The following is a 396-nucleotide window of genomic DNA, read 5'->3' on the forward strand; positions in this document are numbered from 1 at the left end:
GTCGAGTCTCGTGGGCTCGGAGATGTGTATAAGAGACAGGTGTATATATACCGTGTCATATTTTTTTATGGCTGGATAATTTTTTTTCTTATGCGAGATTTTATAAAAAAGTGGGCAAAGTGTACGAAGGTACTGTGGTTAAAATCCTCGACAACAACGTCGGCGCGATTGTCAGCGTGATGCCGGGCAAAGACGGTTTGGTACACATCAGCCAAATCGCACACGAGCGCGTACGCAATGTCGGCGATTACCTGCAAGTCGTTTTCGATGGCAACCATCAGCGGCTACCGCGCCGTGATTGAAGCCGCCCACGCCTTCGGCCGTTTCTTCACCGGTCAAATTACTGCCGCAGGCAAAGTGCCGCCCGCGCAGGTTTTGGTGATTGGCGCAGGTGTG

Annotated in this window: 2 pseudogenes; both read left to right on the forward strand. The window is 51.0% G+C overall.

Annotated features, from left to right (window positions below):
- Window positions 1–107: 107 nt before the first annotated feature.
- Window positions 108–260, forward strand: a pseudogene (locus tag ACRPFF_RS11215) (S1 RNA-binding domain-containing protein); the annotation flags it as partial.
- A 4-nt stretch (window positions 261–264) separates the two neighbouring features.
- Window positions 265–396, forward strand: a pseudogene (locus tag ACRPFF_RS11220) (NAD(P)(+) transhydrogenase (Re/Si-specific) subunit alpha); the annotation flags it as partial.

Origin of the sequence: Neisseria sp. SLRRB23, assembly GCF_050896295.1 — a bacterium.
In the GTDB taxonomy this organism is placed as follows: domain Bacteria; phylum Pseudomonadota; class Gammaproteobacteria; order Burkholderiales; family Neisseriaceae; genus Neisseria.